Annotated in this window: 18 protein-coding genes; 15 read left to right on the top strand and 3 right to left on the bottom strand. The window is 64.1% G+C overall.

All coding sequences use genetic code 11. From position 1 onward, the window contains the following. The first annotated feature begins 140 nt into the window (after positions 1-140). The 10 genes from DEBA_RS08760 to DEBA_RS08715 all read left to right on the top strand — a co-directional run bounded on the left by DEBA_RS08760 (position 141) and on the right by DEBA_RS08715 (position 9918). A complete protein-coding gene (locus DEBA_RS08760) occupies positions 141-716 on the top strand; it encodes a GNAT family N-acetyltransferase (RefSeq protein ID WP_013258570.1) in 576 nt (191 codons plus the stop codon). A gap of 125 nt (positions 717-841) precedes the next feature. After that, positions 842-1234, top strand: a complete 393-nt coding sequence (locus DEBA_RS08755) for a response regulator transcription factor (RefSeq protein ID WP_013258569.1) — start codon at positions 842-844, stop codon at positions 1232-1234. A 21-nt stretch (positions 1235-1255) separates the two neighbouring features. Beyond that, positions 1256-2353, top strand: coding sequence for a hybrid sensor histidine kinase/response regulator (locus DEBA_RS08750; protein ID WP_187288528.1), 1098 nt, complete (start codon positions 1256-1258; stop codon positions 2351-2353). A 187-nt stretch (positions 2354-2540) separates the two neighbouring features. Then, complete coding sequence (locus DEBA_RS08745; RefSeq protein WP_013258567.1) at positions 2541-3905, top strand: RnfABCDGE type electron transport complex subunit C; 1365 nt, start codon at positions 2541-2543, stop codon at positions 3903-3905. After that, a complete protein-coding gene (locus DEBA_RS08740; protein ID WP_013258566.1) occupies positions 3905-4933 on the top strand; it encodes an RnfABCDGE type electron transport complex subunit D in 1029 nt (342 codons plus the stop codon). Before DEBA_RS08745 ends, DEBA_RS08740 begins: the two co-directional genes overlap by 1 nt. Further along, complete coding sequence (locus DEBA_RS08735; protein WP_013258565.1) at positions 4926-5501, top strand: RnfABCDGE type electron transport complex subunit G; 576 nt, start codon at positions 4926-4928, stop codon at positions 5499-5501. The genes DEBA_RS08740 and DEBA_RS08735 overlap by 8 nt, the downstream gene beginning before the upstream one ends. A 13-nt stretch (positions 5502-5514) precedes the next feature. Then, positions 5515-6153, top strand: a complete 639-nt coding sequence (gene rsxE, locus DEBA_RS08730) for an electron transport complex subunit RsxE (protein ID WP_013258564.1) — start codon at positions 5515-5517, stop codon at positions 6151-6153. After that, the gene (gene rsxA / locus DEBA_RS08725; RefSeq protein ID WP_013258563.1) at positions 6150-6737 is read left to right on the top strand and encodes an electron transport complex subunit RsxA; all 588 of its coding nucleotides are present in this window, start codon (positions 6150-6152) and stop codon (positions 6735-6737) included. Before rsxE ends, rsxA begins: the two co-directional genes overlap by 4 nt. Positions 6738-6796: 59 nt before the next feature. Beyond that, entirely contained in the window at positions 6797-8884 is a 2088-nt protein-coding gene (locus tag DEBA_RS08720) for an FAD-dependent oxidoreductase (RefSeq protein ID WP_013258562.1), read from the top strand. Between the two features lie 14 nt (positions 8885-8898). Next, positions 8899-9918 (top strand): FAD:protein FMN transferase, encoded by a 1020-nt coding sequence (locus DEBA_RS08715; RefSeq protein ID WP_013258561.1) that lies wholly within the window; start codon positions 8899-8901, stop codon positions 9916-9918. Between the two features lie 134 nt (positions 9919-10052). On the opposite strand, the gene DEBA_RS08710 is transcribed toward DEBA_RS08715, so the two are convergent. From DEBA_RS08710 to DEBA_RS08700, 3 genes are all read right to left on the bottom strand, one after another. Continuing rightward, entirely contained in the window at positions 10053-10511 is a 459-nt protein-coding gene (locus DEBA_RS08710; protein ID WP_013258560.1) for a universal stress protein, read from the bottom strand. Beyond that, entirely contained in the window at positions 10480-10959 is a 480-nt protein-coding gene (locus DEBA_RS08705; RefSeq protein WP_013258559.1) for a SoxR reducing system RseC family protein, read from the bottom strand. Before DEBA_RS08705 ends, DEBA_RS08710 begins: the two co-directional genes overlap by 32 nt. Positions 10960-11033: 74 nt before the next feature. Next, the gene (locus DEBA_RS08700) at positions 11034-11720 is read right to left on the bottom strand and encodes a YkgJ family cysteine cluster protein (protein WP_187288526.1); all 687 of its coding nucleotides are present in this window, start codon (positions 11718-11720) and stop codon (positions 11034-11036) included. Between the two features lie 178 nt (positions 11721-11898). Between DEBA_RS08700 and DEBA_RS18395 the strand changes: the two genes are divergently transcribed. From DEBA_RS18395 to DEBA_RS08680, 5 genes are all read left to right on the top strand, one after another. Further along, a complete protein-coding gene (locus tag DEBA_RS18395) occupies positions 11899-12045 on the top strand; it encodes a hypothetical protein (RefSeq protein ID WP_013258557.1) in 147 nt (48 codons plus the stop codon). Positions 12046-12124: 79 nt separating this feature from the next. Beyond that, positions 12125-13105 carry an HD-GYP domain-containing protein gene (locus tag DEBA_RS08695; protein ID WP_013258556.1) on the top strand — a complete coding sequence of 327 codons (981 nt, stop codon included), beginning with the start codon at positions 12125-12127 and terminating at the stop codon, positions 13103-13105. A 45-nt stretch (positions 13106-13150) separates the two neighbouring features. Further along, positions 13151-13741, top strand: coding sequence for a hypothetical protein (locus DEBA_RS17030; RefSeq protein WP_013258555.1), 591 nt, complete (start codon positions 13151-13153; stop codon positions 13739-13741). Positions 13742-13815: 74 nt separating this feature from the next. Beyond that, on the top strand, positions 13816-14106 hold the full coding sequence (locus DEBA_RS08685) for a hypothetical protein (protein ID WP_013258554.1): 291 nt from the start codon (positions 13816-13818) through the stop codon (positions 14104-14106). 155 nt (positions 14107-14261) lie between these two features. Next, positions 14262-15440: a pyridoxal phosphate-dependent aminotransferase gene (locus tag DEBA_RS08680; RefSeq protein WP_013258553.1), complete on the top strand. Its 1179-nt coding sequence runs from the start codon at positions 14262-14264 to the stop codon at positions 15438-15440.

Below are 15440 nucleotides of genomic sequence, written 5' to 3'. Positions count from 1 at the left end.
TCGGGAAGCGGCTGTTTTGCCTGAAAACGCCCCATTGCCACCGACGAACGCGCCAAGGGATAGTCTTTGAAATTAGCCTGGGGGCCATGGCCTGTCAAGGGCAAAGGCCGGGCTGACGGCGGACGAGGCGGAGGGCCTGCATGGCTGGGCAAGCGGTCAAGTTGATGCTCAACAACGGCGACCAGGTCGACTGCCTGTGGCTGGACCGGCAGAACACCGCGCCCCTGCTGGAGTTGGCCGGTCGGGTCGACTCCAGGACGTTGGGCCGTCATCGTCAGGATCTGACCGACCGAGCCGCCCTGGAGCACTGGCTGGAAGGCCTGGGGCAAGGCGGGCTTTCGGTGCTGGCCGCCCTGGACAGCCAGGCCGGCGGCCGCACGGCCGGCTACATTTACTTGCAAAAAGGGCAGAAAAGTTCGGCGCACATCGGCGAGGTGGAGGCGTTCATCCATCCGGATTATCGCGATCTGGGCCTGGGCAGCGCCCTGCTCAGGTTCATGGCCGAATACGCCGAGGGCCAGGGGCTGATGTTCTTGAAGGTGGATCTGCCCGCCGAGCGCCGCGACCTGGTCACGGCGTACAAACGGCTGGGTTTTCAGATAAAAGCCATTTTGGAGGACTATCGTGTAGATCGCTCGGGCCAGCCGTACGACGTTATAATAATGATCAAGCGGTTGGCCGTGAGCGGCAACCGCGAGCTATTGTACAGTTACTAGGGGCGCCGGAGGCGAGCCACGAAAATCGTTGGGGCCATGCCCCTTCAAGTTGACAATGAATTTTGCGTGGTTTATTGTTCTTCCGGTTTGTTAACGTCTTCACTTTTTCCGGCCAGGTGGAAAATATGGCGAAGATACTGATAATCGACGACGATCCAGACTTCACCCTCGCCACCAAGGCGATCCTGACCGCGGCCGGCCATCAGGTCGTGGCCGCGCCATCGGGCAAGGTCGGTCTGGACATGGTCAAGGACGAAGAGCCCGACCTTATCATCCTGGACATCATGATGGACTCCATCTTCGAGGGCTTTTCGGTGACGACCACCCTGCGCGGCACGCCGGAGTACATGGACTATCGCCAGATTCCGGTGTTGATGTGTTCGGGGGTCAAAAAGATGACCGGCGAACGATTCCACATGCCCAAGGAGGCCGATCTGGCCAAGGGCGACGATTATCTGGACAAACCATTCACCGCCGAGCAACTGCTGGGCAAGGTGAACAAGCTGCTGGGTAAGTGATCGGTCCGCCGCGGTATGGTTTTGCGCGCGCAACCGCACGTTTTGGTCGTTGACGACGACGAATCGGCTCGCGAGGCGGCCACTATTTTATTGGGGCGTTGGGGCAATCGGGTCAGCGTGGCCGAATGCGGCGAAGCGGGCCTGGATGTTGTCCGCCGCGATCCGCCCGATTTGTGCCTGGTGGATTTGCAGATGCCCGGTATTTCGGGGCTGGATGTCTTGCGGGCGGTCAAGGGCATCGACGCCGATATCCAGTGCGTTATGGTCACTGGTTTCGCCACGTTGCGTTCGGCCATCGACGCGTTGCAGGAAGGCGCGTACGACTTTTTGGCCAAGCCCTTTTCGCCCGACGAGTTGAAACGGGCCGTGGACCGGGCGCTGGAGCGGCGTTTTCTGGCCCTGGAGACCAAGTCCCTGCGCGAGGAAAAAGACCGCATGGAGGCCAATTTCATCACCATGGTCTCGCACCAGATGCGCTCGCCCCTGGCGGCCGTGCGGCAGTTGATGGAAGTGGCGGCCACCGAGGCCCTGGGGCCTCTGCCGGCTGATTATCACGACATCGTCAGCCGGGCGGCCCGGCGCATGGACGAGCTGTTGCAGAGCATCGGCGCCTGGCTCAACATGAGCCAGATCGAGGCCAAGGGCGTGGCCGAACGCATGGAGAAGGCCGAGGTCAAGCCATTTATCGATCTGCTGACCAAGCGCGTGGAGATCGAAGCGATGGCGGCCGGTCAATATCTGCGGGTGGAGCACCCAGAGGGCGGCGGCGCGGCCACGATCGAGGCCGATTTGGCCAGCCTGATGGACGCCCTCTACAACATCGCCAGCAACGCGGTCAAATACAACCGGGTCGGCGGTGAGGTGAGGATAGTCTGGCGGGCCGACGACTATCAGGTCGACGTGGAGATAAGCGACCAGGGGCCGGGCATCCCCGAGGTCGAGTTGCCTTATTTGTTCGACGATTTTTTTCGCTCGCGCAAACCCGAGTTGCGGGCCAAGCCGGGCACGGGCCTGGGCCTGGCCATCGCCCGGCGGGTGGTCAAGGCCCACGGCGGTGAGATCGCCGTGCGCACCAAGGCCGACGAAGGCACGACGTTTATTATATCGCTGCCCCGCTGACGAGGGGGCGGCGCGGACGAACTTCGAGGTCACTGCCGAGCGCGGAATAGGTTTCGCGGTCGGCGAACGATATATAAACCATAGCGAAAGTGGCGGACAGACAAACGGACGGCGATGATCGGCCAGGCCGGTCGCGTCGAGCCCAGGCCTTCACGAAGGCCCTTCCGCCGGCATGGAGTGATCCCGCATGAGTGTCGCACAGTGGTTCAAAGGCATCAGCCTGCGTCGCCCGCCGGCACCCGCGGCCTCGCCCTCGGAGGCGCCCGCGCCCGAGAGGGTGTATCTGCCCCTAAGGCAGCACCGCGGTGACGTTTGTGAGCCTCAGGTTCAGCCCGGCGACCAGGTCGCTCTCGGTCAGATCATCGGATCGTCCGAAAGCATCGAAGCGGCCTTGGTGCACGCCACGGTCAGCGGCAAGGTCGAACAGATCATCGACATCAGCGATGCGGAAGGTCATCCGACGCCCACCGTCGTCATCCAAAACGACGGCAAGGACGCCTGGGCCGCCCCCGACGCCGACGCCCTGATCATCGACAACGCCGACCAGGTCTTGCAAACCAAACCCAGCCATCTGCTCAAGGCCATCCGCAAGGCCGGCCTGGTGCGGGCGGCGGCCCACGGTCTGCCCATGCAGGCCGAGCTCTCGCCGCCCATGGCCCCGCGCAGCTACCTGTTCATGACCGGCATCCCGGTGGTCAGGACCATCGACACCCTCATCGTCAAGGCCGTCGACGCCGACCAGCCGATCATCCCCAACCAGGCCGGCCTGGCCGGCTTCGGGGCCGAGTTGGAAATCGGCATCGCCGCCGTGGCCCGCATCTGCGGCGCGCAAAAGGTGATCATCGCCGCGGCCAAGGGCGCCGACCTGGGCCAACTGCCTCAGATCGCCGCGGCCCGCGAGTGGAGCATCAGTCAGGTCAACGGGTGTCATTATCCCTTCGGCCTGGATTCGATGATCATCAACGCCCTCACCGGCCGCGAGGTTCCCACGCCCTACGGCGAGCCCCGCGACGTGGGCGTGCTCATCGAGCCCCTGGCCACCATTCTGGACGTGGGCCGCGTGCTGCGAACGGGCCGGCCGGTCATCGACCGCCTCTTCACCGTGGCCGGCGACGTGGCCAAACCCCAGACCTTCCGCGCCCGCCTGGGCACGCCCATGGCCGAGATGATCAAGGCCGCCGGCGGCGCTTCGGGTCAGCCGGGCAAGGTGATCATCGGCGGGCCGATGATGGGCATGGCCCACTTCGATCTGAATACGCCGGTGACCAAGGAGAGCGACGGCCTTTTCGTGATTTCGCTTGCGAAAGTGCAAACTTTCTCGGGCGAGCCCTGCATCCACTGCGGCCGCTGCGTCCAGGTCTGCCCGGTGAATCTGATCCCGGCCGAACTGGGCAAGATGTGCCAGTACGGCCACTACGAAGAAGCCGCGGACAAGGACTTGATGCACTGCATCGAGTGCGGTTGCTGCGCCTATGTCTGTCCGGCCAAGCGGCCCATGGTCCATTTGCTGCGCCTCGGCAAGACCGAGGTTCTGGCCAGGAGGGCTGAGTGATGAGCAAACAGCTTCTGACCGTATCCACCTCGCCGCACATGCTCGGCGGCATGAGCGTGCGCTCCATGCACGTCGAATACATCATCGCCCTGATCCCGGCCCTGGCCACGGGCGTCTATTACTTCGGCTGGCCGGCGTTGCTGACGGTGTTGTTGGCGACAGGCTCGGCGGTGGTCTGCGAACTGGCCCTGACCAAGCTGGCCAAGCAGCCGACCAAGCTCGACGACCTCCACGCGGTGGTAATGGGCCTTTTGCTGGGCCTGATCCTGCCGCCGGTGGTGGCGGGCCTCGAGGACGCCTGCCCCTGGTGGATCCCGGTGGTGGGCGGCGCTTTGGCCGTTGGCCTGGGCAAGGTTCTGTTCGGCGGCATCGGGGCCTATCCCATGAACCCGGTGCTGATCGCCTGGGCGGCGCTGGCCTTGTCCTGGCCCGAGCACACCATGGCCTTCCTTGATCCCATGCCCTGGGGCACGGAAGACCCCGAGTGGGTGGTCTCCACCGCTCCCCTGGTGGAGTTCAAAAACGATATCGGCAACATGCTTTCCTACGAGATGGCCAACCTCTGGAGCGGCATGTATCCCTCGGCGGTGGGCGCGGGTGGTTCCTGGGCCCTGCTGTTGGGCGGCGTGTACCTGATCATCCGGCGCATCGTGCCCTGGCAGATCCCGCTGGGCGTGCTGGCCGGGTTGATCGGCATGGCCCTGCTGGCCACCTACACTGACAGCCGCATCGTCGAGATGGAGCTTGAAACGTTCAACGATCACTGGAACGTGGCCCTGTTCCACATGGCCACGGGCGGCCTGATGATCACGGCGTTCTTCCTGGCGCCCGAGCCGGTCTCCAGCCCGATGACGCCGTGGGGCATGCTGCTTTTCGGCGTGGGCATCGGCGTGATGACCGTTTTGGTCCGGCATTGGGGCGCGCCCATCGACGGCGCGTTCTACGGCGTGTTGATCATGAACGCGGCCACTCCGCTGTTTGACCGCATCAGGCCGAGGGTCCTGGGGAAGGTTGGTAGCAGTGCGTGATATCATCAAAATGGCTGTGGTGCTCACCGTCATCTGTGCGCTCAGTGGCCTGACCTTGGCCCTGGTGCACGACGTGACCAAAGAGCCCATCGAGTACGCCATGCTCAAAAACGTCAAGGAGCCGGCCGTGATGGCCGTGATCAGCGGTTTCGACAACGACCCGATCAAGGATCTGGTCAAGATCCCCATCGGCAAGGATAAAAAGGGCAAGGACGCCTTCTTGATGGTCTTCCCGGCCAAAAAAGGCGGCAAGACCTTTGCCATGGCCTTTGAAACGGCGGCCAAGGGCTATCACGGCGACATCGGCGTGATGGTCGGCGTTGACGCGGAAAAGAACGAAGTGACCGGCGTGTCCATCGTCAGCCACAGCGAAACGCCGGGCCTGGGCGCCAGAATCACCGAGACCGACTTCACCGAGTCGTTCCAGGGCAAATCGCTGGAAAACGAGCTGACCAAAGACGATATCAACGCCCTCAGCGGCGCGACCCTGTCCACCAACGGCGTGGTCGCCGCCGTCAACAACGCGCGGACGCTTTTCGAACAGCACCGCGACCAGATGTTGCAGTAGGGAGGGAGTCAACATGGCTTTAATGAAGGAGTTCACCAAGGGCTTTTGGGAAGTCCTCCCGCCCTTCCGCCTGGTGCTGGGCCTGTGCCCCACCCTGGCCGTGACCACTTCCGCCGAAAACGGCTATGGCATGGGCCTGGCCACGACCTTCGTGTTGTTCGGCTCCAACCTGATCGTGTCGCTGTTGCGCAAGATCATCCCCAGCAAAGTGCGCATCGCCGCCTTCATCGTGGTCATCGCCAGCTTCGTGGTCATCGTCGAGCTGCTGATGCAGGCCTATGTATTCGGATTGTATCAGCAATTGGGCATATTCATCCCGCTGATCGTGGTCAACTGCATCATCCTGGGCCGGGCCGAGGCCTTCGCGGCCAAAAACGGACCCGTGGCCAGCATGCTCGACGGCCTGGGCATCGGCCTGGGCTACACCATCAGCCTGTTCGCCCTGGGCGCGTTCCGCGAGATCCTGGGTTCGGGCACGCTGACCCTGGTGGCCAAAGCCGGCCTGGTCTTCAACATCATGGGCGAAGGTTACGAGCCGTTCACCTTCATGGTCCGCGCGCCCGGCGCTTTTGTCGGCCTGGGCCTCATGCTTGGCCTGATCAACTACATCAGCGTCAAGAATGAAGCCCGCAAGAGGAGGGCCTTGTCATGAGTTTCGGCGATTACTTGCTGTTCATCGTCGGCGCCATCCTGGTCAACAACATCCTGTTGGCCAAGTTCCTGGGCAACTGCCCGTTCCTCGGCGTCAGCAAACGCATGGACACGGCCACCGGCATGTCCATGGCCGTCATCTTCGTGACCACCCTGGCCGGCATGATCACCTGGGTGGTGCAGTACTACATGCTGGTTCCGCTGGAGATCGAATACCTCCAGACCATCGCCTTCATTCTGGTCATCGCCGCCCTGGTCCAGTTGGTCGAGATCATCATGCAGAAGACCATGCCCGCGCTCTACCGCGCCCTGGGCATCTTCCTGCCGCTGATCACCACCAACTGCGCCGTGCTGGGCGTGGCCATCATCAACATCGGCGAGGAGTACGACTTCGTGGACACCCTGGTGTTCTCGTTCTCCTCGGCGGTGGGCTACAGCCTGGCCCTGATCCTCTTCGCCGGCATCCGCGAGCGTTTCGCCATGGCCCCCATTCCCAAGGTCTTCGAGGGGACGGCCATCGGCCTGGTCACCGCCGGATTCCTGGCGCTGGCGTTTTCGGGCTTCGGCGGCCTGGTGGGCCACTGAGGATGACGCGCTAACCGGTTTGCACGAGGCCCCCGCGCGGGGGCCATGGAGAATAGATAATGCTTATCGAAGCATTGGCCATCGGCGGATTGGGACTGGCCTCGGCCTTGGGCCTGGGAGTGGCCGCCCGCATCTTCGCCGTTGAAGTCGACCCACTTGTCCAGGAAATCGAAGAGGCCCTGCCCGGCGCCAACTGCGGCGGTTGCGGCTTTGCCGGATGCGCCTCGGCGGCGGTGGCCATCGCCTCTGGCAAGGCTCCGGCCAACGTCTGCGTGGGCGGCGGCCCGGAAATTGGCGCGACCATCGCCAAAATCCTGGGCGTGGAGGTCTCCTTCCGCGAACCCCAGATCGCCCTGCCCGACTGCACCTACGGCACCGATAAGGCCGAGCTCAAGTTCAACTACGACGGCGTGCGGGATTGCCGGGCGGCGGTGCTCTTGGCCGGCGGGGCCAAAGTCTGCGAGATCGGCTGCCTGGGCTTGGGCACCTGCGCCAAGGCCTGCCCCTTCGGGGCCATCACCATCGGCGCCGACAACCTGCCCCACATCGATCCCAGCCTGTGCACCGGCTGCGGAACCTGCGAGCGGGTCTGCCCCAAAAACATCATCCATCTGTCTTCGTCCACCGACCGCATCCTCCAGTTCAACGCCCTGGAAAACTGCGTGGCCCCTTGTCAGGCCACCTGCCCGGCCCAGATCAACATCCCCGGCTACATCAAGGCCGTGGCCGAGGGCCGCTACGAAGACGCCGTGCTGATCATCAAGGAGCACAATCCCCTGCCCCTGGTCTGCGGCCGCGTCTGCCCCCATCCCTGCGAGGACGCCTGCCGCCGCGGGCTGGATGGCGAGCCGGTCAACATCAACCACATCAAACGCTTCGCCGCCGACTACGAGCTCAATTCGGGCAAGCGCATCAAACCCTTGCTGTTGCCCTCCAACGGCCGCAAGGTGGCGATCATCGGCGGCGGCCCGGCCGGCCTGACCGTGGCCTACTACCTGGTGCGCCTGGGCTACGTCCCCACCATCTTCGAGCAACAGCCCAAGTTGGGCGGCATGCTGCGTTACGGCATTCCCGAGTATCGCCTGCCCAAAAAGATCCTCGACTGGGAGATCCAGGGCATCCTGGAGTTGGGCGTCGAGGCCCGCGTCAACCAGAAAATGGGCCACGACTTCACCCTGCAAAGCCTGAAAGACGAAGGCTTCGAAGCCATCTTCGTGGGGCCTGGCTGCTGGGCCTCGCGCAACATGCAGCTTGAGGGCGAAGACCTGCAAGGCGTCCTGCCCGGCACCGACATGCTCATCGACCGTGGCCTGGAAAAACCGACCCCGGTGGGCGAAAAGGTCGTCATCATCGGCGGCGGCAACACCGCCCTGGACTGCGCCCGCACCTGCTGGCGTCTGGGGGCCAAGGAAGTCACCGTGCTCTATCGCCGCTCGCGCAAGGAAATGCCGGCCAACGACATCGAGGTCGAGGAAGGCGCCCACGAGGGGCTCAACTACAAGTTCCTGGCCGCGCCCACCCGCCTCATCGGCGAAAACGGCAAGCTCAAGGCCCTGGAATACATCACCATGGAGCTTGGCGAACCCGACGCCTCGGGCCGTCGCCGGCCGGTGCCCAAGAAAGGCTCCGAGACCATCATCGAGGTTGATAACGTCATCGCCGCCATCGGCCAGTTCCCCGATCTGGCCTTCCTCGAAGGCGACAGCGGCCTGAAAGTCACCCGCTGGAACACCATCGACGCCGATGAAACCCTGGGCCAGACCAGCGTGCCCGGCATCTTCGCCGCCGGCGACGCCGTCAGCGGCGCGGCCACGGTGGTGGCGGCCATCGGCGGGGCGCGCAAGGCCGCCCGTTCGATCCATCTCTACCTGGGCGGCAAGGCCCAGGGCGACCCGGAGCGCTGGTACAAAAAACCCTCGGACGTCAACCGCCGCATCACCCAGATCGTCGGCGCTCCCGAGCCTGGAACCAGGGCCAAAATGCGCGAGCTGACGGTCAGCGAGCGGGCTAACTCCTTTGTCGAGGTCGAACTGGGCCTACTTGAGGAAGACGCCCGCCGCGAAGCCCAACGCTGCTTGCAGTGCGGCCTGATCTGCTACAAAAAGGCCGGCGACAGCGCATCTTGCGCCGCCTGCGCCGGAAAGTGAGCCGGAGGAGGATCATGAAATCCACCCCGAAAATCAACCGCCGTTCGTTCCTGAAGCTGGCCGGCGTCGCCGGCGCGGCCGCCGCCCTGCCCCTGGCCTCGCCGGCCATCGGCCTGGCCGGCCTGGGCCGCAAGCAACACGTGGCCCAGCAAACCAGGATGATGATGGGCACCTTGGTCTCGATCACCGTGGTCGACGCCTCGCCCGCCCTGGCCCAGGACGCCATGCTCCAGGCCTTCGCCAGCATCGACGGCCTGAGCCCCATCTTCGATCGTCACAACAGCGGCGGCCTGGTGGCCACCCTCAACGCCAGCGGCCGCATCGGCGAAATGCCCCCGGCCCTGCGCCAGGTGCTGACCCTGTGCCAGAGCGTGCAGCGGGCCAGCAACGGCGCTTTCGACATCAGCGTGGCCCCCGTGGTCGACGCCTACAAAAACAGCTTCGCCGCCACCGGCCGCGCGCCCAGCGACGAAGTGATCCAGCGTGCCCTCGACGCCATGGGCGGCGTGCAATTCAGCGCCAGCGGCATGAGCCTCACCCGCCAGGGCGCCGGCGTCACCCTTGACGGCGTGGCCAAAGGCTTCATGGTCGACCAGGGCCTGGCCGCCGCGGCCAAGGCCGGGGCCAAGCACGTGTTGATCAACGCCGGCGGCGACATCGGCGTGCTGGGCGATCGGGGCAACGGCCAACCTTGGCGCGTGGCCATCTCCGACCCCGACAACCCCACCACGCCCAAGATGGTCATCAACATGACCCAGGGCGCGGTGGCCACCAGCGGCAACTACGAAGTGTACTTCGATAGCGAAAAGCTCTATCACCACATCGTCAACCCGGCCAACGGCGCTTGCCCGCGCAGCGACGCCAGCGTCAGCGTCCGGGCCGGCTCGGCGGCCATGGCCGACGCCCTGTCCACCGCCTGCTTCGTCATGGAGCCCAAGGCGGCCCGGGCCTTCCTGGCCCAGGGCGTGGGGCTCGACGGCCTGATCCTGACCCGTCAGGGCCAGCGCTTCATGACCGAAGGCTTTGTCGGCTAAGACGCGCCCCAGAAAAGAAACCACGGCCCCGTCCTCCCAACGAGGGCGGGGCCGTTTTGCCGATGGCCGGCAAAGGCAAAGCCCGCGGTCGCCTGGGCGGTCGCGGGCTTTGGCGCGGGTGCGCGGGCGAACAATCAGGCCACGGCCACCACGCTGACATCCTTGAGCGACTTGAGGACATCATTGGCTATCGAACCGAAAATGCTGCCCTTTTGGCCGTGACTACCCAGCACCACCGTGCCGAAGCCGCCGGCCCGCACCATCTCGACGATGTCCTTGGCCACGCTCTTTTTGCGCTCCATGGTCTGGATGGTCACCTGGCTGTCTTCAAAGCCCATGCGACAGAGGTGCTTCTTGACTTCCTCCAGGCCGGCGGTAACCTCGGCCTTGTCGCGCCGCAGGGCCTCGATGTTGGAACGGACCTTGTTGGTGAAGGGCGTCTCGACCATATCGTACTCGGGGATCTTTTCGTAGACGGTGAACACCGTCACCTTGACGCCCTCGACCTTGGAGAACATCTGCCCAACATACTCCACCGCCCGCAAGGCCGTGGGAGAATTGTCATACGCCAGCAGAACACTGGTCCACAGCATCGGCCCCTCCATCTTGCGTGTCTTTGACGATCCTGATCACCCTGACAGCCAGGTTTTTGTTGCCAGCCATCCGTTTGGAAAACCGACTGATCGCCAGCCAACAGGCGGCCAGCAAGCCCACGCCCAGCAATACCGCCGCGCTCTGTGGCTCGAAGCCATAATCAGGCCCATAGGCCTTGCCCACCACCGCCCCGCCGATCAGGGCCATAACCGGGACCATGTAAACCAGAAATCCCGCGCCCATGACCGTGCTGCGCCTGGCGGCGATGATCACGCGCTGGCCTTCCTTGGCCCCCGCCTCGTTGATGGCCGGCACCACGCGCATGCGTTCCCCGCCCATCATTTGGCAGGCGCCCCGCGAGGAGCACTGGGAGCAGGCCTCGGTCTGAATCGTTTCCACCATGGCCATGCCCCCCCGCACCGCGCGGACATAGCCTTGTTCCGTCATCTGTGATGCAGTGTCGTTTTTCATGATTCAATCATAGCACGTTTCAGGTTGAGGCAAACACAATAAGGGCCGCTTCACGCCTGGCGCGGAGCGCCGACGCGCAGGCGGCCCAACCAATGACCCACCGGCAGACCGTTCAGGCACGGCCTGGCCATCAGCGCGCCCACGACCCGCTCCAGGCGTTCCAGGTGCTCGGGCGGCGCGGGCAGGCCGGGCAGGTCTTGGCAGCACAAAAGCGGTCGCCCGGTCTGGCCGGTTTGCCGGGCCAGCACGTCCGACAGCAGGCCATAGGGCTCTCCGGCCGAACACTGCTCGGCCAACTGCGACAGGCACAAGCCCAGGGTGATCAGCCAATCGCCGAGCACGGCCTCGCCGCCGGCCCGGCAGCGTCGACGCGAGGCCATGATCCGACAGGCCAGGGGGCGCTGGACATAGGCCAGGCAGCGCTCGTCTGGGCCCAACAGCGGGCAACGACCGGCCGGCTCGGCCGGCGCGGGGTCGTCGGGCGGCTCCTGACCAGCGAGGCACAGAGCCGCCACCTGGTTGGTGGTGGCGCGCGGCCGGGCCTGGGGCGGCGGCTGGCGCTCGACGATAGCCTCGATCAGATCATGGCGCCCCATGGCCCGCAGGCCGTCACGAAGCACCCGCGCCTCGGCCCAGCCCAAAGCCACGCGATCGGTGCAGCAGGCCCCGCAGCCAGCCCGACAGGCCAGGGCCTCGCCAGCCGCCTCGGCGTCCCAGGTGGCGTATATCTCAGCCAAAACCCGGCTGGACGCCGCCAGCCGCCAGCCGATCGTTTCGCCGGGAGCGGCCCCTTGATTGTCAAATAAAATAGTCACCGGCCAACAACCCCAATTGACAGCGCTTCTGGCTGTTTTTATACTCCTAAGCCACAACCTCGGCCACTGATCCAGACCATGCGGCCAACATGGAGGCGACATGAGCAGAATAAAACCGCCGCGCCAGCGCGAAGTGCAGTGCCAAAAGTGCAAGCGCACCTTTAAAACGAGTCTGCTGGCCGTGGCCTATTGCCCATACTGCCGCGCGCCGGTTAAGCTGGAACCAGGGTTCAGCCCCAACAGATAACCACCGGGTCACGACGAGGGGGCGGCCGGATAGCCGGCAACGGCGTGTTATTCAGCGCAACACCGCGGATGACGACAATATGGCCGAGCAAGGCGCGCAGCCCAAACTATACCCCGGATTTGTCTATTTTTCGCTGAGGACGCTCATCCCCGAGACGCTCCTGCCCTGCGACGTCTATTTCGAAGCCTTCATCGAACGCCTTGGCCGCACGCGGTTGATCCCGGCGTTGAAAAAGGGCCAGCCCATCAATGGGCAATGGCTCGACGACCTGTTGGAGCAGGGCCTGACCCACTCCTACGCCAAGCAGGAAGACCTGGAGGCGCTTCAGGAATATCTGTTCAACAAATCCAGGATCGAGCTGGACAACCTCTCCATGGAGCAACGCCAGGAGCTTTTGTACGAAAGCGCCCTGTGCTCGATCAAGTCGGCCATGATGGAGCCGCGCAACGGCCGCCGTTTGGCCGTGGGCGTGCGCACCGTGCGCCGCCTGCTCGATTGCGTCTGGGATTGCGACGAGGCCCGCAAAAGCCTGCTCAAAGTCATGACCAGCGACCGCAATATCTTTGTCCATTCCCTGAACTGCTGCCTGTTGGGCGCCAGTTTCGCCCATCATCTGGGCTGGAGCCAGGAGCAGGCCGAGCAACTGGCCGTGGCCCTGTTTTTCCACGACTTGGCCCTGGTCGACAACCTGGATCACGGCGAGCAACACGAAGACATCAATTTCGACCTCAACCGCGAAAACAGCGACCAATTCCACCCGATCCGCTCCCGGGACTACCTGAGCATCCTGCCCGAGCTGTCGCCACAGGTGCTCGACACCGTGCAGAATCACCACGAAAACCTGGACGGCACGGGCTACCCGCGCAAAACGTCGGCCAACCAACTGAGCGTGGCCGCACGCATCGCCCGCATCATCGACTATTACGAGTTGCACACGTCCAGCGCCGAAGGCAAGGCCTTGGCCCCGTTCTTGGCCCTGCGCGCCATGCAGACGGAATACGCCCACGGCATGGACCAGCGCCTGGTCGCCGAATTTATCCGTTTCCTGGGCAAAGTTTGATATTATGTCGGCGTATTACATAATTACCCAACCTGGAGCATCACAATGAAAAAGCTTTTCATCGCCGTGGCTACGGCGCTTGCGTGCTTGAGCGGCGCGGCCGCGGCCACTGCCGACGAGATCGGCGACCAGATCAAACGCGGCCTGGAGCAATACGAAAACGGCAACATCGGCCAGGCCCTCACCGAACTGGATTTCGCCCTGAGCCAGATGCGCCAAAAGCAGTCCGAGGCCGTCGCCGCGATCTTGCCCGAGGCCCCCGATGGCTGGAAGGCCGAAAAGGCCAAGGCCAGCGCCCAGGAATTCATGGGGGCCGGCGCCATGGCCACCCGCGTCTACAGGCAGACCGGCGGCAAGGCCAAGGCCAGCATCGAAATCGTCAAGCTGGGCCAGGGCCTGGGGGCCATGCTCAACCCGATGATGCTGCAAAAGGTGGGCGGCGGCAAGCCGGTGCTGGTGGGCGGCATGAAGGGCGCGTTGGCCGCCAAAGGCGAAACCGGGGCCGAGTTGACCATCTCCATCAGCGCCGAGCACATCCTCAAGATTTCGGTGACCAACTCCGACGACGCCGAAGCCACGGCCCAGGACTTCGCCAAAGCCATCGACGTCAAGGCCCTGCAAAAGGCCATCCAATAACCTCGGCGATGACCGCGGCCGGGCCACGGGCCCGGGCCAGAGGCGGCGCTTGCTTTTTTTGGGGGCTGTTATCGATGAAGGCCGGCATTGTGTTCACGGGCACTGGCCCGATCCTGATCCTGACCAGCTACGCTTCACTCAGCGACCCCAACCTGGCCGCCAAGTTGGCCCGCAAGGGGGTGATGAAATTCATCGCTCACGAGTTGGACCCGGCCCTGGTCAAGGCCCGCTACGGCAAACAGTTCGAGGCCATCAGCGACGAGCTCAAGCGCGCCGACGACATGCGCGTGCTGGACTACAACGGCCACAACGTGTTTTACAACTTCGCCTTCGAGGAAATGGGCCCGGCCATCTATCGCCAGTGAACGCCGCGCCCAGGGCCGCTTGACCACCCCGGCGGCCGATGATATTGTTTTGCCCACCGTCACGCCAACCAGTGCCGGGTCTCCAGTTTTCATGCCCCAGCCGCGGCCATCGTCCGTCGCGGCCGCTGTTTTTTAGTGCTCGCCGGAGGGATTCCATGCCGATCGCCGCCAAAATCGTCGACTACATCGAACGCGCCAGTTGGATCCGGGCCATGTTTGAAGTTGGAGCCAAGCTCAAGGCTCAGGTCGGCGCGGAAAACGTCTTCGATTTTTCGCTGGGCAACCCCAATCTGGAGCCGCCGGCCGAGTTTTTCGAGGTGGCCCGCGAGTTGATCGTCAACCACCAGCCCGGCGATCACGCCTACATGCCAAATGGCGGCTTCCCGGCCGTGCGCCAGACCATTGCCGAACACCTGCGCAAGCAGCACGGCCTGCCCTTCGACGTCGACACCATCCTGATGACCGTGGGCGCGGCCGGGGCCATCAACATCACGTTGAAAACCATCCTCAACCCAGGCGACGAGGTGCTGGTGCCAGCGCCGTTGTTCATGGAATACAATTTCTACATCGAAAACCATGGCGGCCGCATGATCACCGCCCCGACCAAGGCCGACTTCAGCCTGGACGTGGAGGCCATGGCCCGGGCCATCAACGAAAAAACCGCCGCGGTGATCATCAACAACCCCAACAACCCCAGCGGCGCGGTCTATTCCCAGGCCCAGATCGACGCCCTGGCCGAGATGCTGCGCCAACAAAGCGCGCGCATCAAGCGCCCCATATACCTCATCTGCGACGAGCCCTATCGCCAGATCATCTTCGACGGCCTGCAAGCGCCCAGCCTGTTCAAGGCCTACGATAACAGCATCCTGGTCACCTCCTTTAGCAAGAGCCTGAGCCTGCCCGGCGAACGCATCGGTTACGCGGCCGTGCACCCCCAGCTCGCCGACAAGGCCCAGGTCGTGGCCGGCATGACCCTGTGCAACCGCATCCTGGGTTTTGTCAACGCCCCCGGCCTGCAACAGCGCATCGTGGCCCGGTTGCTGGATTGCCAGGCCGACATGGGCCAGTACGCCAAAAAGCGCGATCTCATCTGCCAGGTGCTCGACGCGGCCGGTTTTGACTACACTCGCCCCGGCGGCACGTTCTATGTCTTCCCCAAGAGCCCCATCGCCGACGACGTGGCCTTCGTGCGGGCGGCCCAAGAGGAATACATCCTGGTGGTGCCGGGCGTGGGCTTCATGGGTCCGGGCCATTTCCGCATCGCCTTCTGTTGCTCGGACGAGACCATCGAACGCTCGGCCCCGGCCTTCAAGAGGCTGCGCCAGCGGTTCTAG

Origin of the sequence: Desulfarculus baarsii DSM 2075 (assembly GCF_000143965.1) — a bacterium.
GTDB classification, from domain to species: domain Bacteria; phylum Desulfobacterota; class Desulfarculia; order Desulfarculales; family Desulfarculaceae; genus Desulfarculus; species Desulfarculus baarsii.
This window is presented reverse-complemented; position numbering and strand designations above follow the sequence as displayed.

Coding starts and splice junctions, on each gene's coding strand:
- DEBA_RS08760 (WP_013258570.1), top strand. CDS start 141: ATGGCTGGGCAAGCGGTCAAGTTGATGCTCAACAACGGCGACCAGGTC.
- DEBA_RS08755 (WP_013258569.1), top strand. CDS start 842: ATGGCGAAGATACTGATAATCGACGACGATCCAGACTTCACCCTCGCC.
- DEBA_RS08745 (WP_013258567.1), top strand. CDS start 2,541: ATGAGTGTCGCACAGTGGTTCAAAGGCATCAGCCTGCGTCGCCCGCCG.
- DEBA_RS08740 (WP_013258566.1), top strand. CDS start 3,905: ATGAGCAAACAGCTTCTGACCGTATCCACCTCGCCGCACATGCTCGGC.
- rsxE (WP_013258564.1), top strand. CDS start 5,515: ATGGCTTTAATGAAGGAGTTCACCAAGGGCTTTTGGGAAGTCCTCCCG.
- rsxA (WP_013258563.1), top strand. CDS start 6,150: ATGAGTTTCGGCGATTACTTGCTGTTCATCGTCGGCGCCATCCTGGTC.
- DEBA_RS08720 (WP_013258562.1), top strand. CDS start 6,797: ATGCTTATCGAAGCATTGGCCATCGGCGGATTGGGACTGGCCTCGGCC.
- DEBA_RS08715 (WP_013258561.1), top strand. CDS start 8,899: ATGAAATCCACCCCGAAAATCAACCGCCGTTCGTTCCTGAAGCTGGCC.
- DEBA_RS08710 (WP_013258560.1), bottom strand. CDS start 10,511: ATGCTGTGGACCAGTGTTCTGCTGGCGTATGACAATTCTCCCACGGCC.
- DEBA_RS08705 (WP_013258559.1), bottom strand. CDS start 10,959: ATGACGGAACAAGGCTATGTCCGCGCGGTGCGGGGGGGCATGGCCATG.
- DEBA_RS18395 (WP_013258557.1), top strand. CDS start 11,899: ATGAGCAGAATAAAACCGCCGCGCCAGCGCGAAGTGCAGTGCCAAAAG.
- DEBA_RS08695 (WP_013258556.1), top strand. CDS start 12,125: ATGGCCGAGCAAGGCGCGCAGCCCAAACTATACCCCGGATTTGTCTAT.
- DEBA_RS17030 (WP_013258555.1), top strand. CDS start 13,151: ATGAAAAAGCTTTTCATCGCCGTGGCTACGGCGCTTGCGTGCTTGAGC.
- DEBA_RS08685 (WP_013258554.1), top strand. CDS start 13,816: ATGAAGGCCGGCATTGTGTTCACGGGCACTGGCCCGATCCTGATCCTG.
- DEBA_RS08680 (WP_013258553.1), top strand. CDS start 14,262: ATGCCGATCGCCGCCAAAATCGTCGACTACATCGAACGCGCCAGTTGG.